The organism is Labrys sp. Lb11, assembly GCF_057554225.1.
On sequence record NZ_BAAJOT010000004.1, the window covers coordinates 337,542 to 361,073 of the forward strand.

The window sequence follows — 23,532 nt, forward strand, 5'->3', positions numbered from 1 at the left end:
GCATGGGAGGATGTCATGCACCTGTCGACCCATAACTGGATGCGGGCCGAGCCGCTGGAAGTGACGCTGAAGCGTATCTCCCGGCTCGGCTATGAGTCGATCGAGATCTCCGGCGAGCCCGCTCAGTACGACACCAAGGCGGTGCGGGCCCTGCTCAAGCAGTACAACATCCGCTGCTGGGGCTCGGTGACGCTGACGCTGGCCGAGCGCAACCTCGCCGCCAAGGATACCCGCCAGCGCGCCGCCTCGGTGCAGTACGTCAAGGACGTGCTGACCATGATCCACGAGCTCGAGGGCGAGATCATCACGCTGGTGCCGGTCACGGTCGGCAAGATCACGCCCGACGCGACGCCCGAGGAGGAGTGGCGCTGGCTGGTCGAGAGCGTCGGCGAATGCTACGAGTTCGCCAAGGCGAAGGGCGTCCGCGTCGGCATCGAGCCGCTCAACCGCTTCGAGACCTATCTGCTCAACCGCGCCGACCAGGCCCTCGCCCTGGCCGAGGCGATCGGGCCCGACTGCGGCGTCTGCCTCGACGCCTTCCACCTCAACATCGAGGATGCCGACATGCACGCCTCGATCCGCAAGGCCGGCAAGCGCTTGGTCGACTTCCACGTCGCCGACAACAACCGCATGGCGCCCGGCCAGGGTGCGCTCGACTGGAAGAAGATCGTCGGCACGCTCAAGGAGGTCGGCTATGACGGTGCGCTCACCGTCGAGTTCGTCGCCCCGGTGGACCGCACGCCCGCGACGCAGTATCCCGACGCCATCGAGAAGAGCCCGGTCGACATCTCGCCCGAGCAGCTCAAGTTCATTCAGGACCACGGCTCGAGCCTGCTCAGCGAGGAGTTCTACTCGATGCTCGTCGCCAAGTCGGCCGAGACCCTCCTGCCGCTGATCAAGTAGCCGCCGGACCGTCATGTCGGCGGGATCCCCGTGCCAGCTCGCCGGAGCGGGCCGGGTATCCCGCCTTTGGGTAGAGTGGGCGGGGAGGACCGATGCGGATCGCGCGGGTGGAGGCCACATGGGTGCGGATGCCGATTGCCGAGTCGCGCCAGCACCGCAGCGATTTCGGCCAGATCCGCACCTTCGACGCGGCGATCCTGCGCATCGAGACCGATGACGGCCTCGTCGGCTGGGGCGAGGGCAAGAACGCCGCCGGCAGCGCCGGCACCTACGCCGCCCTCGTCCATCTCATCAATGCCGAGCTCGCCCCGCGGCTGGTCGGCCGCGATCCGCGCGAGCCCGCGGCGATCTGGGACTGGCTCTACAGCGGCACGCGCCATCACCATGCGGTGGCGCGCGGCCATGCCATGCCGGAAATCGCCCGGCGGGGCCTCACCGTCGCCGCCCTGTCCGCGATCGACATCGCCTGCTGGGACATTCTCGGCAAGGCCTTGAACCAGCCGATCTGGCGCCTGTTCGGCGGCCGCCGGGCCGAACGCCTGCCCGCCTATGCCTCCGGCGGCTGGGCCGACGAGGCCGGCATCGGCGAGCAGCTCGCCGGCTATGTCGCGGCCGGCGGCTTCTCGGCGGTGAAGATGCGCGTCGGCGCCATGGACGGCCGGGCTCATGTCTCGGCGCGGCGGGTCAAGGCGGCGCGCCGGCGGCTGGGCGAGGGCATCGAGATCATGGTCGACGCCCACGGCACCTTTACCGTGGCCGAGGCCAAGCGCTTCAGCCATCTCGCCCGCGACGAGGACATCGCCTGGTTCGAGGAGCCGGTGACCGGCGACGACAAGGCCGGCATGGCCGAGGTCCGCGCCTTTTCCGGCATCCCCATCGCCGCCGGCGAGAGCGAGCAGACGCGCTTCGACTTCCGCGACCTGATCGCCGCCCGCGCCGTCGACATCCTGCAGCCGGATCTCGCCATCTGCGGCGGCCTCACCGAGGCGCGGCGCATCGATGCCCTGGCCGGCGCCTACAATCTCCGGCTGGCGCCGCATCTGTGGGCCGGCGCGCCGGCCTTCTTCGCCGGCCTGCATCTGGCCGCCGCCAGCCCGTCCTGCCATATCCTCGAATATTCGCTGGGCGCCAACCCGATGTTGCATGACCTGATCGAGGAGGATATCGCCGTCGCCGATGGCATGCTCGCCATCCCCGAACGCCCGGGCCTCGGCGTGACCGTCCGCGAGGATATCGTGCGGCGGTTTGCGGTGGAGACCCCATGAACGAGCAGAAGGACCTCGTCTCGCAACTGGTTCTGTTCCTGCATGTCAGGAAATACGAGCCGGGCGAGCGCGTGCCGTCCGAGCGCGAGCTGGCCGAGCGCTTCCAGGTCAGCCGCGGCCATATTCGCGAGGCGCTGGCCTATCTGGAGGCGCTGCGCGTCATCGAGCGTCGCGCCAAGTCCGGCATCTTCATGGCGCGCGAGGCGGCGAGCGTCGAGGCGCTGGCGCTCTATGCCCAGGTCGGGGCGCCGCTGACGGCGCAGGACGTGCAGCAGTCGATCGAGATGCGCAAGATCCACGAGATCACTGCGGTGCGCCTCGCCTGCGAGCGGGCGACGCTGGAGAATTTCGACCGGCTGCGCGAGATCCTCGCCGCCTCGGAGGAGAAGATCGCCGCCGGCGAGCCGATCCACGAGGAGGACCGCGCCTTCCACTTGGAGATCGTCCGCGCCACGCAGAACTCGATCTTCCACCGCATCGTCCAGATCTACTATCTCATGACCGTCGACCGGCTGCGCATCTATTTCGGCGATCCCGCCCGCTGCCGCACGTCGCACGAGGAGCATCAGGCGATCTTCCAGGCCGTCGCCCGGCGCGACGCCATTGCGGCGATGAACCTGATGAGCGAGCACCTCAAGGGCGCCAACAGCTACTGGCACGACCTGCTCGGCCGCGGCGGCGCGCCGGGAGCGGCCGAGCATACCGAGACCTGGCTCAGCCTCGCCACCGGACAATATCTGCGCTGAAGCGGCTTGCGATCCGGCGCCGTCGCGTCGGATCGCAAGGTCTCGTCGAGACGAGACGCCGAGGCGAGGCTGTGCTTCCACCAGAACGCGCTTTGCTCCAGAGGTTCTGATGACGCCGATCGTCTATTCCACCCATGCCCTGCACCCGCGCGCCGCGGCCATGGTCGAGGCCGTGGCCGAGCTGCGCGTCGCCTCGGCCCTCGATGCCGAGACCCTGGCGCGCGAGGCCGAGCCGGCCGACATCGTCGTCGTGCGCGCGCCGCTGCCGCCGGTCCTGTTCGAGCGGGCCGGGGGGCTGCGCGCCGCCATCCGCCACGGCGCCGGCGTCGACATGATCCCGATCGACGCGGCCACCGCCGCCGGCGTGCTGGTGGCGAATGTCCCCGGCGTCAATGCCCGCTCGGTCGCCGAATACGTGCTGTTCGCGGCGCTGGCGCTGACCCGCCGCTTCCGCCGCATCGACCGCGACCTGCGCGGCCAGGGCTGGCTGGCCGGCCGCGCCCACGCCGAGGGCGCCGGCGAACTCTTCGGCCGCACGCTCGGCATCGTCGGCTTCGGTGCGGTCGGGCGGGCCACGGCCGCCATCGCCGCCGGTTTCGGCCTGCGCATCCTGGCCGCGAGCCGCCGTCCGGACGCGCCGCTGCCGGCCGGCGTCACGGCCGCCCCGCTCGACGAGCTGCTGGCGTCGAGCGACATCGTGGTGCTGTGCTGCCCGCTCAACGCCGAGACCCGCGGCCTGATCGACGCCCGCCGCCTCGGCCTGATGCGGCCGCACGCGCTGCTGATCAACGTGGCGCGCGGCCCGGTGGTCGACGAGGTCGCCCTGGTCGAGGCCCTCGCCGCCGGCCGCATCGGCGGCGCGGCGCTCGACGTGTTCGCGACGCAGCCCCTGCCGCCCGACCAGCCCTTCTTCCGCTTCGACACGGTGCTGCTGACCCCGCATCTCGCCGGCATTACCGGCGAGAGCATGGAGCGCATGGGCGTCGGCGTGGCGCAGGAGGCGGCGCGCATCCTTGCCGGCGGCCTGCCGCTGAACTTCGTCAACCCCGAGGTCGTCGCCGCCTATCGGGCCCGGTTCCCCGGCTGAGCAGCGTCGGGAGAGCCTGCCGGGCCGTCACCCCGGCCGCACCCAGGCGCCGTCGCGGCGGGCCGAGTCCAGCACCGCCTCGACGAAGGCAAGTCCGGCGACGCCGTCCTCGCCGGTCGGCGCGATCGGCTCGGGCAGGGGTGCATGCTCGCGCAAAGCCGTGATCGCCGCGGCATAGTCGCGGTAGAGGTTGGCGAAGGCCTCGAAAAAACCCTCGGGCAGGCCGGCGACGAGGCGCGTCGCCGCCTTGGCCGCGGTCGACAGCCTGCCGCCGCGCGTCAGCTGCCTCGCCTCGCCGTCGAGCGGGCGAAGGTGCAGGTCGTCGGGATAGGCCTGGTCCCAGGCGAGGTGCCCGGTCTCGCCATAGACCCGCAGGCGCAGCCCGACCGTCTCGCCCGCCGCGACCATGCTGGCCCAGATCGCCCCGCGCGCCCCGCCCTCGTAGCGCAACATCATCGTGGCGTTGTCCTCCAGCCGCCGGCCGGGGACGAAGGTGGAAAGGTCGGCCGCGACCGCGTCGAGCCTCAAGCCGGTGACGAAGTGCGCGAGGTGATAGGCGTGGGTGCCGATGTCGCCGACCACGCCGCTCGGTCCCGCCAGGGCCGGATCGGTGCGCCAGGCCTGCTTGACGCCCTCGGCCTCCAGCGCCGTCGACAGCCAGCCGAGCGCGAACTCGGCCTGCACCATGCGCACCCGGCCGATGGCGCCGCTGCGCACGAGCTCGCGGGCGTGGCGGACCATCGGATAGCCGGAATAATTGTAGGTGACGCCGAGCAGCACGTTTCGGGCGCGCGCCCGTTCGGTGAGGTCGCGGGCTTCGGCCAGCGAGGTCGCCAGCGGCTTGTCGCAGATCACGTGGATGCCGCGCTCGATGAAGGCCTTCGCCGCCTCGTAGTGGCGATGGTTGGGCGTGACGATGCTGACCGCCTCGACCCCGTCCGGCCGTGCCGCCTCGGTCTCGGCCATGGCGTGGAAGTCGGCATAGGCGCGCTCGGGCGCGATGCGGCAGTCCCGGGCCGAGAGCCGGGCCCGTTCCGGGTCGGAGGAGAGCGCCCCGGCCAGGAGCTCGTAGCCGTCGTCGAGCCGCGCCGCGCGCCGGTGCACCTCCCCGATGAAGGCGCCCTGGCCGCCCCCGACCATGCCCCATCTTATCCGCCGCGGCGGTGCGTCGTCGGCCATGGCGGCGTCCTCCCTCTGGTCCCGTTGCGGCCATGTTCGCATTCGGCCGAGGCCGGAGGCAATGCTATGCTGGGAGGGATCGGGGCGATGTCCCGGCCAGGCCGTCTGTTTCCGTCGTTCGCCTGGCGATGGATGCCGTCGCCCATCCGATCCGTCGCGCGTCGGCTTGACATATCAGATTTCATAATGCAACTAGTTGCTACATAAGATCATATGGGAGGCCTCGATGCTGCAGGGCAAGGTGGCGGTCGTCTATGGCGGCGGCGGGGCGATCGGGGGCGCCGCGGCGCGGGCCTTCGCGCGGCACGGCGCGCGGCTCTTCCTGGCCGGCCGGACGCGTGCCGGACTGGAGACGGTCGCCGCGGATCTCGGCGGGGACGTCGACCTGGCGCAGGTCGACGCGATGGACCCCGATCAGGTCGGCCGGCATGTGGAGCATGTGCTCGCTCGGGCGGGGCGGATCGATATCGTCCTCAACGCCATCGGCTTCCATCACGTCCAGGGTCCGCCTTTGGCCGAGCTTTCGCTGGACGACTTCATGTTTCCGCTCACCGGATCGATGCGGGCGAACTTCAACATCGCCAGGGCCGTGGCGCCGGCGATGACGCGCCGTGGCGCGGGCGTGATCCTGACCCTTTCGACTCCCGGCGCACGCATCACCGGCTCCGGCTTCCTCGGCTTCGGCGTGACCTGCGGCGCCGTCGAGACCTTTTCCCGGCTCCTGGCCGGCGAACTGGGCGCAAGCGGGGTCCGGGTGGTCTGCCTGCGCCCCGACGCCATCGCCGAAGCGGTTCCGACATCCCATGCGGCCGGCGTCTTCGCCGATTTCGCCAGGCGGGCCGGCGTCACGGTCGAGGCCATGCTCGAGCAGCGGGCGCGCCAGGTCTCCCTCCTCGGGCGCAGCCCGAGGCTCGCCGAGGTCGCGGAGGCCGCGGCCTTCGCCGCTTCCGACCACGCCGGCGCCATGACCGGCGCCGTCGTCAACCTCACATGCGGATCGGTCGTCGACTGAACGGGGGATGCCCATGAGCAGGCTGCGTGTCCATGCTTTCACCATCTCGGCGGACGGCTACGGCGCCGGCCCGAACCAGGACGCCGACAATCCGCTCGGCGTCGGCGGCTTCGACCTGCACCGCTGGTTCATCCCGACGCAGGTGTTCCGGAGCGAGTTCGGCGACGGCCAGGGGACGACCGGTCCGGACAATGATCTCGCCCGGCGCGGGCTCGAGAACATCGGCGCCTGGATCCTCGGGCGCAACATGTTCGGCCCGATCCGCGGTCCCTGGCCGGACGAGAGCTGGAAGGGCTGGTGGGGCGAGGAGCCGCCCTATCGCGCGCCGGTCTTCGTCCTGACCCATTACGCCCGAGCGCCGGTCGCCATGGCCGGCGGCACGGTGTTCCATTTCGTCACCGGCGGCATCGGCGAGGCGCTGCAGCAGGCGAAGGCGGCGGCCGGCGGCAAGGACGTGCGCCTCGGCGGCGGCGTCGCGACCATCCGCCAATATCTGGCCGCAGGCCTGGTCGACGACATCCACCTTGCCGTCTCGCCGGTCCTGCTCGGCTCCGGCGAGCACCTGCTCCAGGGCGTCGACCTGCCGAAGCTGGGCTTCCGGGTCGTCGAGCATGTCTCGACGGAGGCCGCCCTCCATCTGATCCTGCGGAAATAGCCGGCGTCGTCTGCCGATCCCGGCTTGGCAGCCGGTCTCATCCCTCCATGGCGGGCGCGGCGGCTTCTGCCTCCCGCCATCCCAGCGCCGCCAGCCTCGGCTGCATATGGTCCGGCGCCGGCGCGGTGACGCCGATCGGCGGCTTCCTGGGGTAGAGCGGCACGCTGACGGCGCGGGCGTGCAGGTGCAGCCGCTCGCCGCCGAAGCGCGGCGCCGTGCCGTAGACCTCGTCGCCGAGGATCGGGAAGCCGGAGGCGGCGCAGTGCACCCTGAGCTGGTGGGTGCGGCCGGTGAGCGGGCGAAGCTCCAGCCAGGCCAGCCCGTCCGCGCGGCCGAGCACGCGGAACAGCGTCGTCGCCGGTTGCCCGGCCGGGTCGGGTTTCATCCACCAGCCGCGCTCGGGCGAACGCCTGGCCAGCGCCAGGTCGATCCGGCCTTCGGCTTCAGCCGGGCCGCGTTCCACCACCGCCCAGTAGGTCTTCTCCACCGTCCCGGCGGCAAAGAGCGCGTTGAGCGTCTTCAGCGCACGGGGGTGGCGGCCCAGCACCAGGCAGCCGGAGGTGTCCTTGTCGAGCCGGTGCGCCAGCTCCGGCCGGCGCGGCAGGCCGAAGCGCAGGGCGTCGAGCATGACGGTCAGGTTGGGGCCGCCCTTCGGGCCGGCATGCACGGGCAGGCCGGCGGGCTTGTCCAGCACCAGCATCAGGCCGTCGCGATGGAGCAGGCGGGCTTCGAGGTCGATATCCATGGCCGATCAGCCAAAATGTCGTGCGATTTGACGGACTCGCAAGGCGCGTTTCCACCGGAAGACGCCTTGCTCTAGCCGCCGGCGCCGGTCGACGCCAGAGCGTTTTGCGATTTGACGGAATCGCGTCAAGTCGCAAAGACGCGTCGAAACAAGGAGCTGGAGCAAAGCGCGTTTCCACCAAAACGCGCTTTGCTCCAGGGATTTCGTCGCCGCCGTCGGCGCGACATCATCGCCGGCGATACCGGCTATCCCCTGGCGCCCGCCTGCGCTAGAGAGGCAGTCAGAACTGACTTATCGCGTCAGGGCCGGGGACGCTCCGGCCGCCACGTCCTGCCCCGACCCGGCCCGGCCGGCCGAGGCAGCCTGGACCTGACAGATCGAACATCCGGACCCCATGGCCGACGACGACAAGCAAAGACCCGGTTTCCTGTCGCGCCTGTTCGGCCGCGGCCAGGAGCGCGAGCCCGAGCCGCAGCCCACTCCCGCCCCCCCGCCCGCATCCGTCCCGGCGGCGCCCGCGCCCGCCCCGGCGGAGAAGAAATCCTGGTGGCGGCGGCTGAAGGACGGCCTGTCGCGCTCGTCCTCGGCCATCGGCCAGGGCATCACCGACATCTTCACCAAGCGCAAGCTCGACGCGACCACGCTGGAAGAGCTGGAGGACGTGCTGATCCAGGCCGACCTCGGCATCGACGTGGCCAGCCGCATCACCGGCGCGATCGGCAAGGGCCGCTTCGACCGCCAGATCGACCCGGCGGAGGTACGCAGCGTCCTGGCCGCCGAGGTCGAGGCCGTGCTGGCGCCCGTCGCCAGCCCGCTGACGGTCGATCCGGCCCGCAAGCCGTTCGTCATCCTGATGGTCGGCGTCAACGGTTCGGGCAAGACCACCACCATCGGCAAGCTCGCCGCCAAGTTCTCGGCGCAGGGCCGCAAGGTGACGCTGGCGGCCGGCGACACCTTCCGCGCCGCGGCGATCGAGCAGCTCAAGGTGTGGGGCGAGCGCACGGGATCGCCGGTCGTCGCCCGCGAGCAGGGCGCCGACGCCGCGAGCCTGGCCTTCGACGCGCTGAGGCTCGCCGGCGAGAACGGCTCGGACGTGCTGCTGGTCGACACCGCCGGCCGCCTGCAGAACAAGGCGCAGCTGATGGACGAGCTCGCCAAGGTGGTGCGCGTCATCAGGAAGCAGGACGAGACCGCCCCGCATGCGGTGCTGCTGGTGCTGGACGCCACGGTCGGCCAGAACGCCCTGTCGCAGGTCGAGATCTTCGGCAAGATCGCCGGCGTCACCGGCCTGGTGATGACCAAGCTCGACGGCACGGCGCGCGGCGGCATCCTCGTCGCCATCGCCCAGCGTTTCGGCCTGCCCGTGCATTTCATCGGCGTCGGCGAAAGCGTCGACGACCTCGAACCGTTCTCCGCCCGCGATTTCGCCCGGGCCATCGCCGGCCTGGAGTAGGGCATGCCCGACGCCGCCAAGCCCAAGCTTTCCCCCGTGCTCAAGCTGCTGCTGGAGATGGGGCCGCTCGGCCTGTTCTTCCTCGCCAACTCCAGGCCGCAGCTCTTCGCCGGCCTGTTCGGCCTCGACGCCGCCGAGCCGAATGTCGGCATCTTCACGGCCACGGCCGTGTTCATGGTGGCGACGATCGCGGCGCTGGCGGCGAGCTATGCCCTGACACGACACCTGCCGGTGATGCCGCTCGTATCGGGCATCATCGTGCTGGTCTTCGGCGGGCTGACCCTCTGGCTGCACGACGACACCTTCATCAAGATGAAGCCGACCATCATCAACGGCCTGTTCGGCGCGGTGCTGCTCGGCGGCCTCGCCTTCGGCAAGTCGCTGATCACCTATGTGCTCGATGCCGTGTTCAACCTGACCGAGGAGGGCTGGCGCAAGCTGACCTTCCGATGGGGTCTCTTCTTCTTCCTGCTCGCCGGCCTCAACGAGATCGTCTGGCGCAACTTCTCCACGGATTTCTGGGTGAGCTTCAAGGTGTTCGGCACCATGCCGCTGACCTTCCTGTTCGCCGCCTCGCAGGTGCCGCTGCTGATGCGCTACGAGGCCAAGGGCGGAGGCGCCGAATAGAGCCCGCCGGCTCGCGCACGCTGGCGCGTCACTCGCCCACCAGGGCGAAGCGCAGCACCAGCGTGCGCTGGAAGAAGTTGTAGTTGTCGTCGGACATCAGTGTCAGCATGGTCTCGCCCCGGGCGTTGCGGCTGACGGCCAGGGCTTCCATGTTGTCGATCTGCTCGCCGAGGCCCGCCTCGATCACGGTGGTCCCGTCGAGCACCGCGTTCGGCCGGACATCGGCGATGGCGATGCGGCGGATGCGCATGGCGACGCCGCGCAGCAGCGAGAAGCGTCGTTCCAGGATCAGCATGTCGCCGCCGGGCAGGAAGGCGAGGTCGGTCACGTCGAAGCCGTCGGTGCGCCGCACCTCGAAGGAGCCGGGCATCGGGCCGCCGACCAGGAAGCCCCTGGTGGTCGGTCCGGCCTCGCGCGATCGTTCGGCGATCGCCACCAGGGCGCCGGCGACCGGCGTGCCGGGCGGGGCGATGCCGATCGCCTCGAAGCCGCGGTTGAACGGCAGCTTGGCCGCCTCCTTCGGCAGGGCGATCTTGTCGCCGCGCGCCATCATGCCGTCGCGGCGGAAGGGGAAGACGCGGATCTGGTTGACCGCCTCGATGCCGACATAGGCATTGCCGCTGCCGTCCATCGCCACCGATTCGGTGTCGTTCTCGCCCGTCAGCATCAGGGCCTTGCCGTCCATGCCGAGGATCGGCCCGACCGCGGCATCCTCGACGCCGGCGAGCCGGCCGTCCCGCTCGACGAAGCGGCCGGTGATCCACAGGCCGGCATCGGAAACCGCGACGAAGCGTTCGCCGAGGGCATCGAGGCTGAGGCCGGAGATGCCGCCGAACTTGGCCCCGCCCGAAAGCTCCAGACCGCCGCGGAATTCCAGAGCGCCGAACCGCCGCTCCGGGCTGCGGATGCGGAAGCGCTCGATCGGCGAGGCCGTCACCGTGATCGGCACGGCCCCGGGCTTGGGATCGAAGGGCTTGGCCGCGAGCGGGCCGGCGAAGGCGAGGGAGGCCAGGGCGGCCAGGATCAATCGGCGCATCAACACGGCCACGGCAGGCGGGAGGGTCGCACCTTGTCGGTACGGCGTGCGGGGGTCAAGGCGGGATGTCGGGATGAGGCTATCCCGGCGGGCCGGTTCTTCCCCTCGTGTCGGCCGATACGGTGTTCGATGATCTGACCGGGCGGGCAGACCGGGTCGCGAGGCTGTGGTGACGGAGGTCGGCCCTCACAACGCCATGGCGAAGCGCAGGCCGTCATAGACGGCGGCGTGGATGTTGCGCGAGGCCACGGCGTCGCCGATGCGGAACAGCATGAAGCCGCCGGCCGGATTGGTCTCGACGGCCTGCCGCCGCCCGGCGATCAGGGCGGGGTAGTCGACCTCGCCGAGGTTCTTCGATCGGGGCTTCAGGGCGAAATAGAGGTCGTCGAGCGGCAGCGTGCCGTGCTCGACCACCACCTGGTCGACGTGCCGCTCCACGTGGCTCTTGCCGTAATCGTCGAACAGGCGGGCGACGAGGCCGTTGCCCTCGCGCCGCACCGCTTCCAGCCGCAGGTTGAGCGTGGTCCTCACCCCGTGCCGGGAGAAGGCGCGGAAATAGGCGGGATAGTTGGTGCCGCCGACATCCGGGGCGAGGCTGCGCTCGGGCGTGACGATCTCCAGCCTGGCGCCGGCCTCGGCCAGGAATTCGGCCGTGGTCATGCCGGGATGGGCGCCGTTGTCGTCGAACAGCAGCACCGTCTCGCCCGGCCGCGCCGCGCCGGACAGGATGTCCCAGCTGGTGGTGACGAGGTCGGCCCCGTCGTCGAGGAAGGAGAGGTTCGGCAGGCCGCCGGTGGCGACCACCACCACGTCCGGCTCCGTCGCCAGCACGTCGTCCGCTTCGGCATAGGTGTTGAAGCGCAGGGCGACGCCGTGGCGCTCACATTCGGCGATGCGCCAGTCGACGAGGCCGATGATCTCGCGTCGCCGCTTCAGCGCCGCGGTCAGGCGCACCTGGCCGCCGGGCTCGTCGGCCGCCTCGAGCAGCGTCACCCGGTGGCCGCGGGCGGCCGCCACCCGCGCCGCCTCCAGCCCGGCCGGGCCGGCGCCGATCACCGTCACGCGCCGCGCCGGCCCCGGGCCGGGCGCGATCTCGTGCGGCACGGCCGCTTCCCGGCCGGTCGCCGGGTTGTGGATGCACAGCGCCTCGCCGCCATAGATCGAATCGATGCAGTAGCCCATGCCGATGCAGGGCCGGATCTCGTGCTCGCGCCCCTCGCCGACCTTGCGGGCGATATGCGGGTCGGCCATGTGCGCCCGCGTCATGCCGACGAGGTCGAGCTTGCCGGAAGCCACGGCGTGGCGGGCGGTGGCGACGTCCTGGATGCGGGCGGCATGGAAGACCGGCACCGCCGTGGCCGTCCTGACCGCGCCGGCGAAGTCGAGATGCGGGGCCGAGCGCTCGCCCATGCCGGGGATGACATGGGACAGCGCCTCGTCCGTGTCGATATGGCCGCGGATGACGTTGATGAAGTCGATCTCGCCGGAGGCGGCGATGCGCCGGGCGATCGCCAGCCCTTCCTCGCGCGAGAGGCCGCGGTCCCAGTCCTCGTCGCAGACCATGCGCGTGCCGACGATGAAGTCCGGGCCGACGCGCTCGCGCACCGCCCGCATCACCTCGAAGCCGAAGCGCAGCCTGTTCTCCAGCGCGCCGCCATAGGCGTCGTCGCGCCGGTTGGTGGCAGGCGACCAGAACTGGTCGATGAGATGGCCGTACATCTCGAACTCGAGCCCGTCGAGGCCCGCCGCCTTGACCCGCTCGGCGGCGTCGGCATAGGCGGCGGCGATGCGCCTGAGGTCCCAGTCCTCGGCCGCCTTGGGGAAGGCGCGATGCGCCGGCTCGCGCACCGGCGACGGCGCGATGATCGGCAGCCAGTCGTCCTTGGCCCAGGATGTGCGGCGGCCGAGATGGGTGATCTGGATCATCACCGCCGCGCCGTGCTCGTGCACGGCCTCCGCCAGGCGGGTGAGGTGGCCGACCACCTCGTCCTTGTAGAGCAGGATGTTGCCGAAGGCCTGCGGGCTGTCGGGCGCGACCACGGCCGAGCCGCCGATCATGGTCAGGCCGATGCCGCCCTTGGCCTTCTCGACATGGTAGAGCCGGTAGCGCTCGGCCGGCATGCCGTCCACCGTGTAGGCGGGCTCGTGCGCGGTCGACAGGAAGCGGTTGCGCAGGGTCAGGTGCTTGAGGCGATAGGGCTGGAGCAGCGGATCGATCGTCATGGCGGCACCTCAGCTCTCCCAGGCGTGCAGCTGCGGCAAGCCGTCCCTGATCTCGTAATAGTCGGACTTGGAGCCGACGAAGATATGGGTCGCCGTGCGCAGTCCGGTCGGGCGGTCGAGCGTGCCGGCCATGATGCTGATGTCCGGGCCTTCGATGGAACGCCAGAACAGGTTGCCGCCGCAGACCCTGCAGAAGCCGCGCTCGGCCGCATCGGAGGAGCGGTACCAGGCGAGCGAGGCGTCGCTGGTCAGCGTCAGGTCGGCCACGGCGCAGCTGGTGGCCGCCACGAAATTGCCGCTGGTGCGGGCGCATTGCGAGCAATGGCAGGCGATCACCTCGCGCAGCGCGCCGCGGACTTCGTAGCGCACGCCGCCGCACAGGCATCCGCCGGCGGCGCCCAGGGGTTTCTCGGTCATCGCATCTCCCTCCGTCCGCCGATCGTATGCCAGCCGCAGCCGCGCACTCGCCTCGGTGCGTCACGGATGTCGCGGACGGAGAAGGCTGCTACTCCTGGCGCAGCAGCCGGTCGATATAGTCGAGCTCCATGCGGGGCCGGTTGGGGTCGGAGAGGCGGCGCCGCAGCTCCTCCAGCACCCGGCCGGCCCGCTGGACGTCGGTCTCGCCGCGTCGCGGCACGTTGCCGCTGTCGTCGGCGCCGACATTGTCCCGGCGCGGACGGCCGAGAGGATCGCGGTCGTCGCCGGTGCTGCCGCGCTGGCCCCGGCCGGGCTGCTGACCGTTCTGGGCCTGCATCTGCTTGGCGAGTCCCTGGGCGCCCTTGCGCAGCGCCTCGATCGCCTTGCCCTGCGAACCGACGGCGCCGTCGCCGTCCTCCTCGCCGAGCTTGCCTTCGGCATCGCGCATGGCCTGCTCGGCCTGGCCGAGCTCCTCGCCCCCGGGCACGCCCATCTGCTCGAGGCGCTTGCGCATGGCTTCGAGCTGCTCGCGCAGGGCCTGCTGGCGCTGGCGCAAGCCCTTCATGCCCTCTTCATTCTGCTGTCCTTCGCCCTGCCGGGCCTGCTCGTCGCCTTCCTGCCCCGGTTGCGGCTCGCCCTGCTGCTGGTTGCCGCGGTTGCGGAAGGTCTGGTCGCGCAGGCGCTGCTGGCGCTGGATCATCTTGCCCATCTCGTCCAGCGAGCGCTGCATCTCCTGGCCGGCCTCGTCCTGCGCCATCTCGCCCTGGTCGGGCGACTGCAGGTTCTCCAGGAGATTGCTGAGCTCGGACAGGAGCTGCTGGGCCTGGTCCTTGTCACCGTTCCGCGCCATCTTCTCCATGCGGTCGAGCATGGCGTTGAGCTCGTCCGGCGTCACCGTGCGGCCGGCCTGCCGGCGCGGCCGGTCGATGTCGCCGTTGCGGCGCTGCTGCTCCAGGCGCTGGGCATATTCCTGCATGAACTTGGTCATCGCCTGCCGCAGCTCCTGGGTCAGGCGGGCGATCTCCTCGGGGGAGGCGCCGCGCTCCAGCGCGTCGCGCAGGCGCTGCTGCGCCGCCTTCAGGTCGCGCTCCGCCTCGGAGAGGTCGCCTTCCTCGATGCGCAGCGCGATCTGCCAGAGATATTGCGCCACGCCGCGCAGGGCCTCGTCGTCGGTGGCGCGGTCGAGCCGGATCCAGGCGGTGCGCAGGCCGAGATAGATGCCGGCGTCCTTGGTGAACTGTTCCGGCGCCAGCATCAGCGCGTCCAGGGCATCCTTCACCGCCGGCGCCTGAAGGGCGTCGAGGGCGAGCTTGCGGCGCTGCTCGACCAGGGCACGTGCCAGGGGCTTGAGGAAGACGCGGCCGGGCAGGGTGACCTCCTGTCCGGCGCTGCGGCCCTCATTGCCCGCGTCGTCGCGTGCGACCAGCGTCATGGTCACCGTCGCGCCGGCGAAGGGGTGATCGGAGACGTCGCGCGTCGCGCTGGCCTTGCCGCTGTGCGTGCGGCCCGGCGGCAGGGGCAGGGCGATCTTCGGCGGATCGTAGAGCGGCCGGGCGCCCGGATTGTCGGGGATGCGCACCTGCGCCTCGATGCCGGTGGCGCCGTAATCGTCCTCGACCTTGTAGGCGAGGGTCATCGCCCCGCGTGCCGCCGGCACGATCGGCCCGTCGAAGGCGATGGTCGGCGCCGTGTCGGGAATGACGGTGAAGTGGAAGGCGGCGGCATCGCGGCCGTCACGGCGCACGGTGACGCCGGCATCGCCTTTCAAGGTCAGGCGCCGCTCGATCACGGCGGCGACGCCGTCCGGCGGGGCGGTCGGAGCCGGCGTCGCATCGACGGCCTTGCCGGTCGCGGTGATCTCGGCCTTGTCGTCGCCCGCCACCCTGAGGGTGAGGACGCTGTCCTGCGGCACGGAGATCGGGGCCGTGTCGGACTCGGCCGTCAGCATGATCGGCGCGCGCCTCGTGTAGGGCGGCGGCGTCACCCAGGCGTCGATCCGCACCGCCGCGCCGGCCGCGGCTTCCCGCGAGGGTTCGAAGGCGCCGAGCAGCAGCGATCCCCGGTCGGCGCCGGCATGGAACCAGGCGACGATCAGCGTCAGGATGACGATGAAGCGCAGCCCGTGGCGATCCAGCGCCGGCAGCCCGGGCGAGGGCAGGCCGAGCCGGACCGCGCCCGCCCTGGCCTCGGCCTCGCGCTGGTGCGCCGCCCACAGCGCCCGCGACACCGGGTCGCCGGGCGCATTGGCCAGCGTGTCGCCGAGCGCGGTCACCGGACGGTGGGCGAGGCCGCTCTCGCGGTCGAGCCGGCCGAGCAGGGCCGGGACCGAGGGCAGGCGGAAGCGGCGCAGCGGCATCAGCGCGGCGGCGAGCGCCAGCGCGAACAGGCCGAGCCCCGCCATGCGGGCTGCGACGGGCAGCATCGCGAACAGGCCGAACCAGGCGGCGGACAGGAACAGGCCGACGACGCCGAGGACCGGGGCGAGCCGCGGCCACAGCCGTTCCCAGGTCAACACCAGCCACGCCCGCCGCAGCAGGGGTTCGAGATGGGTGCGCTTTGCAGCCTCCGGGGCCTGCGAGAGCCTTCGCCCTGCCTCGTCCGCCATGCCGTCTCCGTGTCAGCCTGCAGTTATCCTAGGACCAAACCGATCCTGCGGCCACACGGCAGCTGTAAACAGGCCGTGAGGCAATTGCATGTCCTTTGGCGTGTGGCCTTGCCGGGCGTTTCATGCCAGATGCGTGCGGGACCGGACCGCGCTGCGGCAGGACAATCACAGGACGATCGATGCGATGACCGCCCGCCTCCTGATGCTGCAGGGCACCGGCTCGGATGTCGGCAAGTCGGTGCTGGTGGCCGGGCTGTGCCGGCTGTTCACGGATCGTGGCCTGCGCGTGCGGCCGTTCAAGCCGCAGAACATGTCGAACAACGCGGCGGTGACCGCCGACGGCGGCGAGATCGGCCGGGCCCAGGCGCTGCAGGCGCGGGCGGCGCGGACGGCGCCGAGCGTCCACATGAACCCGGTGCTGCTGAAGCCGCAGTCCGAGACCGGCGCGCAGATCGTGGTGCAGGGGCGCATGCGGGGCTCGGCCGGCGCGCGCGACTACCAGACGGTCAAGCAGGGCCTGATGCCGGCGGTGCTGGACAGCCTGGCCCGCCTCAGGGCCGAGGCCGACCTGGTGCTGGTCGAGGGCGCCGGTTCGGCCGCCGAGGTCAACCTGCGCCGGGGCGACATCGCCAACATGGGCTTTGCCCAGGCCGCCGGCGCGCCGGTGGTGCTGGTCGGCGACATCGACCGCGGCGGTGTCATCGCCCAGATCCTCGGCACCCGGGCGGCGATCGCGCCCGAGGACGCGGCCCTGGTCGGCGGCTTCATCGTCAACAAGATGCGTGGCGATCCGGCCCTGTTCGCCGACGGCATGCGCTTCATCGCCGAGCGCACGGGCTGGCCGGCGATCGGCCTTGTGCCGCATGCCGCCGCGGTCGCCCGCCTGCCGCCGGAGGACGCGCTCGCCCTGCCGTCTTACGGCTCGGCCGGCCGTGCCGGGCCGCGCACCGCCCCGGCGATGCCGCGCATCGCCGTGCCGGTGATGCCGCGCATCTCCAATTTCGACGACCTCGACCCTCTGGCGCAGGAGCCGGGCCTCGAAGTGGTGATGGTGCGTCCAGGTGAGCCGCTGCCGGTCTGCGACCTCGTCATCCTGCCGGGCTCCAAGGCGACCATCGCCGATCTCGCCACGCTGCGGGCCGAGGGTTGGGACATCGACATCCAGGCCCATGTCCGGCGGGGCGGCCGGGTGCTCGGCCTGTGCGGCGGCTACCAGATGCTCGGCCGCGGCATTTCCGACCCGGGCGGCATCGAGGGACCGGCCGGAGCGGTGGCCGGGCTCGGCCTGCTCGACGTGAGCACCGTGCTCGGCGGCGACAAGCGCCTGGTCGCGGTGCGCGGCGAGAGCGAGGACGGGGTCCCGTTCGCCGGCTATGAAATGCATGTCGGCCTGACGCAGGGACCGGACACGGCGCGGCCGCTGTTGCGGACCGGGACCGGGCCGGCCGCGCGGCCCGACGGCGCCGTCTCCGCCGACGGCCGGGTCATGGGCTGCTATGTCCACGGCCTGTTCGCCGACGACCGCCAGCGCGCCGCCTGGATCCGCCGGCTCGGCGGCCGGGCGTCGGGGCGCGACTACGAGGCCGGCGTCGAGGCGGCGCTCGACGCCTTCGCCGCCCATCTGGCGCGCCATCTCGACATCGCGGCGCTGCTCAGCCTCGCGCGATGAGCAGCGGCGCGACCAGCGCCAGCACCAGGCCGAGCTGCAGCAGGCAGGCGATGCGGTAGAGGTCGAGGGCGCGGCGGATGTCGGCGGCGGTCGCATCGACGTGGCCGTTGCCCATGTAGCCGTCCTCGACCCGGGTCTGGCCGTAGACGCGCGGTCCGGCGAGGGCGAGGCCGAGGGCCCCGGCCATGGCCGCCTCCGGCCAGCCGGCATTGGGGGAGCGGTGCTTGTGCGCGTCGCGCTTCACCGCCCGCCAGGCGGCGGCGGGGTCGGCGCCGGGCAGGAGCCAGGCCGCCGCCACCAGGAACACGGCGGAGAGGCGCGAGGCCGGCAGGTTGACGAGGTCGTCGAGCCGCGCCGCGCCCCAGCCATAGGCCTCGTGGCGCGGCGTGCGATGGCCGATCATCGAATCGGCGGTGTTGATGGCCTTGTAGAGCACGGCGCCCGGCAGGCCGAGCATGGCCAGCCAGAAGGCCGGCGCCACCACGCCGTCGGAAAAGTTCTCGGCCAGGCTCTCGATCGCCGCCCGCGACACGCCGTGCTCGTCGAGCGCCTCGGGATTGCGGCCGACGATGCGCGACACCGCGACACGCCCCCCGGCGAGCCCCTGCGTCTCCAGGCCGGAGGCCACGGCTGCCACATGCTCCTCCAGGCTGCGAGAGGCGATCAGCGAGGAGGCGGCTGCGGCGACGAAGAGGAAGCCGAACGGCAGCGACAGGCAGAAGAGCTCGATGACCTCGGCCGCGAAGCCCGTCACCGCCAGCAGGATGAACAGCGCCAGCAGCCCGGCGCGGCGGCGCGTGTCGGCATCCTCGTGCTCATGGTTGAAGCGCAGGTCGAGCACGCCGATCAGCTTGCCGATCCAGGTGACGGGATGGCCGATCGCCGCGAACAGGCCCGGCGGATAGCCCGCCAGCATCTCGATCGCCAGCGCTGCGGCGAGAACGGTGAGGGCGGTGATCACGGCATTCCTGCGGGCTACCCAAGAAACGCCCGCCTTCCGCCGTTTCTCTCCTCCTCACGCTTGACAGGCGAGGAGGTCGAACAGTAAATGGCGGCGCTTTCGGGCAACCGGGGCTGTAGCTCAGATGGGAGAGCGCTGCAATCGCACTGCAGAGGTCGTGAGTTCGAATCTCATCAGCTCCACCAAGAACCGATCCCATGCGGTTCCTATGCGTCCGAAATTCCTTCATAGTCTAGAAGCCGCGGGGTTTCTGGGCGTTGGCGTCGGTTCGCGGTAAGGCTGCGTCCGGGACTAAGTGCTTCACCTCAATTTTGTGAAGCCACCCTGTGGGCGAGATGGGCTCCCTGCCGGACTTGCCACGACGCCCGCGTCTTCCCTCCCCACCGCAGGTAGAATGCCGGGTGTGGTGACTGGAACGCCGGATAACGGTGATTTCCATCCGGCTCACGGACTCGGGGCTCGCAAGGGCAAGGCCGCCGGGCAGCCCTGCAGCTCGCTGATTCGACGGGCCTCCGCCTCGATGGTCCGCCGAGCGACGCCAAGATCTGGTGCGTGCGTGACGAGCTTTCGGGTGAAGAAAATCTCCTGACGATCCGTCCATACCCAGTCGTCTCGCTCGCCGAGGCCACGGCGATGCTGCCAGAGGCAAAGACCCTATCGCCGAGGAACAAGAGGCGCACGCCGCGGGATGCGCGCTCAGTCGCTCATCGATGGCAGGCGCTGTCTATTGTCGGCGTCCTGTCCTGGCCATATGCAGGGGAGGATCACGGCGCGAGGCTTGCCGCCCGGGCGGGCAGGGCGGAGCACGCTGTCGTGCAGGGGCTGTCCGGCGGGAATGGATGCGAAGAGTGTTTTCGTCACGGTGTCCCTGATGATGTTCGCCAATGGCGGCGTCCTCGGGCTGATCCACCGCGACCTTCCGCCGGCGCTTCGGCCGGCGGCGCTGAGCTGGCAGGTCGGCACGCTGCTGATCGCCGTCGGCTGCACGCTCTTCGCCTTCGAGGCCGGGCTGCCGGCCGCGGCGATGCTGACGCTCGTCAACGGCCTGTTCCTGGCGGGATTGACCAGCTATCGCTGGGCGCTCCAGCAGTTCCACGGCGGGCGCCCGAACGCCCTCGACCTGCTGCCGTCGGCCCTGGCGGTCGTCTGCGTCTTCTGGTTCTCGGCGGTCAGCCCGAATTTCGTCGCCCGGGTCATGGTCGTGTCGGCCGTCTGGGTGTGGCTGATGGCGGCTTCGATGCGGACGCTCGCCGCCAGGCCGCACCGGCCCTCGGGGCTGAGCCGGAAGATGCTCCTCGCCATCTTCGCCGCCGTCCTGGCATTTACCGTGGCGCGGATGATGTTCTTCGTCTTCCAGGCTCCGGCGGCCGCCGACTTCAACGCCGCGAGCGGCGCGAGCTGGATGAACCTGGCCACGCCGATGTTCATGACCGTCCTGCCGGTCATCGGCACGACGGCCTTCGTGCTGATGTGCTCGGACCAGTTGCGCCGGCAATGGGAGCATGCCGCCTCCACCGACTATCTGACGGGCCTGGCGAACCGGCGCACCCTGGCCGAGATCGGCAATGAGCGCTTCCGGCAGTTGTCCGGGGGAAGCGCCGGATTCGCCGTCGCGGTGCTCGACATCGACGCCTTCAAGACGATCAACGACACCCACGGCCATGAGGGCGGCGACAGGGCGCTCAGGCACGTCGCCGCCGGGCTGCAGGCCGGCACGCGCGACAACGACCTTGTCGCGCGCTCCGGCGGCGAGGAGTTCGTGGTGCTGTTCGATGATCTCGACGACGAGGCGGCGGAGGCCGCGGCCGAGCGCCTGCGCATCGCCGTGCAGGACGACCCGTTCCATCTCGGCGCCGCAACCATCCCGATCACCGTGTCCGTCGGCGTGGCGGTGCGTCGGCACGAGGACCGGAGCTTCGCGGACATGCTGCGCCGCGCCGACAAGGCGCTCTACCGCGCCAAGGCCGGCGGCCGGAACCGGGTCGAGGCCGCGGCCTGACCCCGGCGTTCTCGGCCGGGCCCGCATGTTGCCGGCCCGGACGGCCACGCGGCCCGACGCCGGCGCGCCTGCCTCGCATGGGCCCGTCCGCGCGAGGCGGTCAGGTGGACGGCGAGGCCGGCGGCGCCTTGGGCTTGATCGCGACCGGCTTGCGCCGGGCTGGCGAGCGCTTCGCCGGCTCGGGCGCGAGCGGCACCAGCGTGACCGAGACGGGGTTGGGGTAGTGCTCCAGGGTCGAGCCGGTCGCCGCGTCGACGCCCATGCCGACGATGCCGCCGATCAGCACATTGCCGGCAAAGCCGGCGGCGCCCGAGCCGGCGATCCGTGTCTTCACCGGCACCTGGGCGTCCTGGTAGCCGGTCTTCTTGACCGTGAGGATGAACTCGCTCTTGCGGGAGACTTCGAAGGTGCAGGGCGTCGCCGGGCACTGGTTGCCGATCGAGGTGGTCACCTGCGCCTCGGACGGCGTGCTGACGACCTGGATTTGATTGGTCGTTCCTCGAGTGACGGTCGCACAGCCGCCCAGCGCGACGAACATCGCGCATGCCACCAGTTTCTTCATCGAGCCCCCAGCTCATTGGCAAGAAAACAACGGTGAATATCTACAGTCTCTCTCCGATGAATTCCATCCGGATAGGTCGGTTCTCAACGTCATTTTCAAGCAGATATTCGCCACATTTGGTCGAGATACAGCAAAATTAACGCAGAGAGATGGAAAAATTTTTTATGTTTTATTTGGATTTGTGACAAAAATAGTGTGAATAAAATATCCTTCGCCTAAGTCAGGCCAGTGCGCTGATAGCCGATGTGCGGGGACGCCGCATGCGATATCTGGTGCGACCTGTCGCGTGCGGCCGACGTTGTTTGTCAGGCATGCCGCAGGGGCAGGAAAGTACGGGCGTCAACGTCCGGGATTGTACCGGTTTCGTGACGGAGGAGACGTTGCGCGCTGCTCCGATGCTCTACGACCGGGCCGGTGCTGCGATCGTCGTCGACGCTCCGGCGGCCGCGACGACGGCTGATTCGCCGGTGCGCCGGCGCCTACCAGCCGACGCAGCTGTGGTTGAGAAGCTCCTCGCCGTTGGCGGTGTCGTTGCGGGCGGGATCGGCGCGGTGGGCCAGCAGGTAGAAGCCGTCCGTCCCGTCCTTGAAGGCGGCTCCGGCGACGATCAGCGTCATCGCGCCCATGTCGGCGCGCGCCTCCGGCAGGCCGTCGGCGAGCAGGGCGACGGGATTGATCGCCGTCAGGTCTTCGCCGGTGACCCGGCGCACCCAGTAATCGTGCCCTTCCAGGCGCACGGGAAGCCGGCTCCAATCCTCGGTGATGCCGTCCTGGTGCCTGACCAGCGCGCGATGATAGCTGTGCTCGAGGCAGTCGACATGGATATGCAGGCGATCCTGGGCGCGGCCGATGCGGGAGTTGACTGCGAGACCGATGCCGGTGCGCGGCAGGTCGCGCCCGAGTTCCGCCGAGGTCCGGCCGCGCTCGGCCCAGGCCGCCTGCCACAGCGCCGCCGCGCCGGGCTGCAGCAGTTCCTGGCTTTCGATGCCGCTGATCGGCGCGGTCGCGGTGACGATCGTCTCGCTGGGGAGGCCGGGCGAGGGCACCGCGGCGTAGCCCCAGGGGCCGGCGTCGTCGACGCTCAGGCAAGGGTAGGGCGAGCCGGTCAGGCGCTGGTTCAGCGCGCAGGCCGCCACGGCGACGCCGAGGGCCTGCCGGTGCATCGCCCAGGCGACGCCACAGGCGACCGCCAACGCGGCGACGATCAGAGACCAGCGAAGCGTCCGTGTCACCGCGTGCGTCCTGGAAAGAAACCGACGTCCCGCCCCGAGCCGGCCAAGGCTGTGCCCGGCCGCGGCCGGCGGGTCAATGGCAAAGCGCGGCCTTGTGCCCGGTCCGCGACATGGCCGACGCTCACCACGGATCAGCGCCGCGTCGTGCCGCGTTCGATCATCCGCGCCGGCACGACCACGCGCTGGTTGCCCGCCGGCATGTGGCTTGCGGCCGAAGCCTCCAGGATCGCCAGCGTCTCGTCGACCATGCGCGGCCCGTCATGCACGAAGGTGGTGAGGTCGTAGCCGGACCAGGAGGCGGCGGGAATATCGTCGAAGCCGGCGATCAGCACGTCCTGCGGCACGTTGAGGCCGAAGCTCTGGCGCAGGGCGTCGATGGTGCCGATGGCGACGAGGTCGTTGGCGCAGAACACGGCGTCCGGCCGGTCCGGCCGGCCGAACATCTCGAGGGCGGCCTTGAAGCCGCCTTCGTAGCGGAAATCGGCGGTGGCGGTGGCGATTTCGGTGACGCCGTGCTCGGCCAGCCGCTCGCTGAAGCCGGCGAAGCGCTCCTGGTTCGCCGGGCTGCCGGGCGGCCCGGAGATGTAGCCGAAGCGCCGGCCGCCGCGGGCGATGAACAGGTCGGCCAGCGACCGCGCCGCGCCGGCATTGTCGCAGCACACCGAGGAGACCCACTCGTTCAGCACCGGTGTGTTGAAGGAGATCACCGGAATCTTGAAGCGGGCGAGGTCTTCGGCCGATTGCGGCGACAGGATCGCCAGGGCGCTGACGATGGCGTCGACCCGGTAGCTGGCCAGCCTGGGAATGACCGCGTCGAGCGAATGGCCGCTGTCGACGTGCACCAGCAGCACCTGGTGCCCCGTTTCCTGCAGCCGCACGGTGAAGCGCTCCAGCACCGCCGAGTAGAACGGGTTGTACATGCCGCCGATGACGATCGCCACCAGGTGGGAGCGATGGGTCAGCATGATGCGCGGGATCAGGCTGGGGCGGTAGCCGAGCTCTTCGGCCGCCGCGATCACCTTGCGCCGCGTCTCTTCCGACACGCTGGCCCCGGGCTTGTAGGTGCGCGACACCGCCGATTGCGACACGCCGGCGAGGCGGGCGACATCGGTGGAGGACGCGTATTTCTTGCGGCCCGGGACCATGGTCACGCCGG

Annotated in this window: 20 protein-coding genes and 1 tRNA gene; 11 read left to right on the plus strand and 10 right to left on the minus strand. The window is 70.8% G+C overall.

Annotation, left to right across the window (positions count from 1 at the left end):
- Positions 1–15 precede the first annotated feature (15 nt).
- From AC27L4_RS16170 to AC27L4_RS16185, 4 genes are all read left to right on the plus strand, one after another.
- The gene (locus tag AC27L4_RS16170; protein ID WP_487143258.1) at positions 16–903 is read left to right on the plus strand and encodes a sugar phosphate isomerase/epimerase family protein; all 888 of its coding nucleotides are present in this window, start codon (positions 16–18) and stop codon (positions 901–903) included.
- Between the two features lie 92 nt (positions 904–995).
- The gene (locus AC27L4_RS16175) at positions 996–2,168 is read left to right on the plus strand and encodes a mandelate racemase/muconate lactonizing enzyme family protein (RefSeq protein WP_487143259.1); all 1,173 of its coding nucleotides are present in this window, start codon (positions 996–998) and stop codon (positions 2,166–2,168) included.
- Positions 2,165–2,914, plus strand: a complete 750-nt coding sequence (locus AC27L4_RS16180) for a FadR/GntR family transcriptional regulator (protein ID WP_487143260.1) — start codon at positions 2,165–2,167, stop codon at positions 2,912–2,914. Before AC27L4_RS16175 ends, AC27L4_RS16180 begins: the two co-directional genes overlap by 4 nt.
- A 109-nt stretch (positions 2,915–3,023) precedes the next feature.
- Positions 3,024–4,001, plus strand: a complete 978-nt coding sequence (locus AC27L4_RS16185; RefSeq protein WP_487143261.1) for an NAD(P)-dependent oxidoreductase — start codon at positions 3,024–3,026, stop codon at positions 3,999–4,001.
- A 27-nt stretch (positions 4,002–4,028) separates the two neighbouring features.
- On the opposite strand, the gene AC27L4_RS16190 is transcribed toward AC27L4_RS16185, so the two are convergent.
- Positions 4,029–5,180: a Gfo/Idh/MocA family protein gene (locus tag AC27L4_RS16190; protein ID WP_487143262.1), complete on the minus strand. Its 1,152-nt coding sequence runs from the start codon at positions 5,178–5,180 to the stop codon at positions 4,029–4,031.
- Positions 5,181–5,406: 226 nt separating this feature from the next.
- On the opposite strand from AC27L4_RS16190, the gene AC27L4_RS16195 reads away from it, so the two are divergent.
- Positions 5,407–6,192 (plus strand): SDR family NAD(P)-dependent oxidoreductase, encoded by a 786-nt coding sequence (locus AC27L4_RS16195; protein WP_487143263.1) that lies wholly within the window; start codon positions 5,407–5,409, stop codon positions 6,190–6,192.
- 13 nt (positions 6,193–6,205) lie between these two features.
- Positions 6,206–6,847, plus strand: a complete 642-nt coding sequence (locus tag AC27L4_RS16200) for a dihydrofolate reductase family protein (protein ID WP_487143264.1) — start codon at positions 6,206–6,208, stop codon at positions 6,845–6,847.
- Between the two features lie 37 nt (positions 6,848–6,884).
- Here AC27L4_RS16200 and AC27L4_RS16205 read toward each other — a convergent pair whose 3' ends face one another.
- Entirely contained in the window at positions 6,885–7,592 is a 708-nt protein-coding gene (locus AC27L4_RS16205; protein WP_487143265.1) for an RluA family pseudouridine synthase, read from the minus strand.
- 394 nt (positions 7,593–7,986) lie between these two features.
- Between AC27L4_RS16205 and ftsY the strand changes: the two genes are divergently transcribed.
- Complete coding sequence (ftsY, locus tag AC27L4_RS16210; protein ID WP_487143266.1) at positions 7,987–9,045, plus strand: signal recognition particle-docking protein FtsY; 1,059 nt, start codon at positions 7,987–7,989, stop codon at positions 9,043–9,045.
- A gap of 3 nt (positions 9,046–9,048) precedes the next feature.
- On the plus strand, positions 9,049–9,672 hold the full coding sequence (locus AC27L4_RS16215; protein ID WP_487143267.1) for a septation protein A: 624 nt from the start codon (positions 9,049–9,051) through the stop codon (positions 9,670–9,672).
- Positions 9,673–9,700: 28 nt separating this feature from the next.
- Here the strand turns inward: AC27L4_RS16215 and AC27L4_RS16220 are convergent, their stop codons facing one another.
- The 4 genes from AC27L4_RS16220 to AC27L4_RS16235 form a co-directional block, all read right to left on the minus strand.
- Positions 9,701–10,708, minus strand: coding sequence for an esterase-like activity of phytase family protein (locus tag AC27L4_RS16220; protein ID WP_487143268.1), 1,008 nt, complete (start codon positions 10,706–10,708; stop codon positions 9,701–9,703).
- Between the two features lie 186 nt (positions 10,709–10,894).
- Positions 10,895–12,931, minus strand: coding sequence for an oxidoreductase (locus AC27L4_RS16225; RefSeq protein WP_487143269.1), 2,037 nt, complete (start codon positions 12,929–12,931; stop codon positions 10,895–10,897).
- 9 nt (positions 12,932–12,940) lie between these two features.
- Positions 12,941–13,348 (minus strand): GFA family protein, encoded by a 408-nt coding sequence (locus AC27L4_RS16230; RefSeq protein WP_487143270.1) that lies wholly within the window; start codon positions 13,346–13,348, stop codon positions 12,941–12,943.
- An 88-nt stretch (positions 13,349–13,436) separates the two neighbouring features.
- Complete coding sequence (locus AC27L4_RS16235) at positions 13,437–15,953, minus strand: TIGR02302 family protein (protein WP_487143271.1); 2,517 nt, start codon at positions 15,951–15,953, stop codon at positions 13,437–13,439.
- Positions 15,954–16,137: 184 nt separating this feature from the next.
- On the opposite strand from AC27L4_RS16235, the gene AC27L4_RS16240 reads away from it, so the two are divergent.
- Positions 16,138–17,622, plus strand: coding sequence for a cobyric acid synthase (locus tag AC27L4_RS16240; RefSeq protein WP_487143272.1), 1,485 nt, complete (start codon positions 16,138–16,140; stop codon positions 17,620–17,622).
- On the opposite strand, the gene cbiB is transcribed toward AC27L4_RS16240, so the two are convergent.
- Entirely contained in the window at positions 17,606–18,583 is a 978-nt protein-coding gene (gene cbiB, locus AC27L4_RS16245) for an adenosylcobinamide-phosphate synthase CbiB (RefSeq protein WP_487143273.1), read from the minus strand. The genes AC27L4_RS16240 and cbiB overlap by 17 nt on opposite strands.
- A gap of 109 nt (positions 18,584–18,692) precedes the next feature.
- On the opposite strand from cbiB, the gene AC27L4_RS16250 reads away from it, so the two are divergent.
- Both AC27L4_RS16250 and AC27L4_RS16255 read left to right on the plus strand, forming a co-directional pair.
- A tRNA-Ala gene (locus tag AC27L4_RS16250) sits at positions 18,693–18,768 on the plus strand.
- A gap of 650 nt (positions 18,769–19,418) precedes the next feature.
- The gene (locus AC27L4_RS16255; RefSeq protein WP_487143274.1) at positions 19,419–20,582 is read left to right on the plus strand and encodes a GGDEF domain-containing protein; all 1,164 of its coding nucleotides are present in this window, start codon (positions 19,419–19,421) and stop codon (positions 20,580–20,582) included.
- A gap of 100 nt (positions 20,583–20,682) precedes the next feature.
- Here the strand turns inward: AC27L4_RS16255 and AC27L4_RS16260 are convergent, their stop codons facing one another.
- The 3 genes from AC27L4_RS16260 to AC27L4_RS16270 all read right to left on the minus strand — a co-directional run bounded on the left by AC27L4_RS16260 (position 20,683) and on the right by AC27L4_RS16270 (position 23,521).
- The gene (locus tag AC27L4_RS16260; RefSeq protein WP_487143275.1) at positions 20,683–21,144 is read right to left on the minus strand and encodes a translation initiation factor 2; all 462 of its coding nucleotides are present in this window, start codon (positions 21,142–21,144) and stop codon (positions 20,683–20,685) included.
- Positions 21,145–21,623: 479 nt separating this feature from the next.
- Positions 21,624–22,376 (minus strand): CDP-diacylglycerol diphosphatase, encoded by a 753-nt coding sequence (locus tag AC27L4_RS16265; protein WP_487143276.1) that lies wholly within the window; start codon positions 22,374–22,376, stop codon positions 21,624–21,626.
- A gap of 131 nt (positions 22,377–22,507) precedes the next feature.
- Entirely contained in the window at positions 22,508–23,521 is a 1,014-nt protein-coding gene (locus tag AC27L4_RS16270) for a LacI family DNA-binding transcriptional regulator (RefSeq protein ID WP_487143819.1), read from the minus strand.
- Positions 23,522–23,532: the final 11 nt, after the last annotated feature.